At 46.3% G+C, this 296-nt stretch carries 2 tRNA genes; both read left to right on the top strand.

The annotated features are described in order from the left end of the window. Positions 1 to 55: 55 nt before the first annotated feature. A tRNA-Ile gene (locus DXA74_RS16145) sits at positions 56 to 129 on the top strand. Between the two features lie 56 nt (positions 130 to 185). Next, a tRNA-Ala gene (locus DXA74_RS16140) sits at positions 186 to 259 on the top strand. The last annotated feature ends 37 nt before the right edge of the window (positions 260 to 296 follow it).

Raw genomic sequence — 296 nt, 5'->3', positions numbered from 1 at the left:
GATGGTGAGTACTCTTGTACGCGCTGTTCTATGAAAATATAGATTCAAGTAATCCAGTCCTATAGCTCAGTTGGTTAGAGCGCCACACTGATAATGTGGAGGTCGGCAGTTCAACTCTGCCTGGGACTACACATGGACGAAGTCAATGTGCATCTAGGCTCAACTTTTGGGACTACTTGATAACTGGGGGATTAGCTCAGCTGGCTAGAGCACCTGCTTTGCACGCAGGGGGTCAACGGTTCGAATCCGTTATTCTCCACACTCTCAAGTAATTGAGAAACGATCTTTGACATATT

The organism is Bacteroides sp. OF04-15BH (genome assembly GCF_003477995.1).
Lineage (GTDB): Bacteria > Bacteroidota > Bacteroidia > Bacteroidales > Bacteroidaceae > Paraprevotella.
The sequence above is the reverse complement of the archived record's forward strand: the minus strand, read 5'-3'. Positions and strand labels throughout refer to the sequence as shown.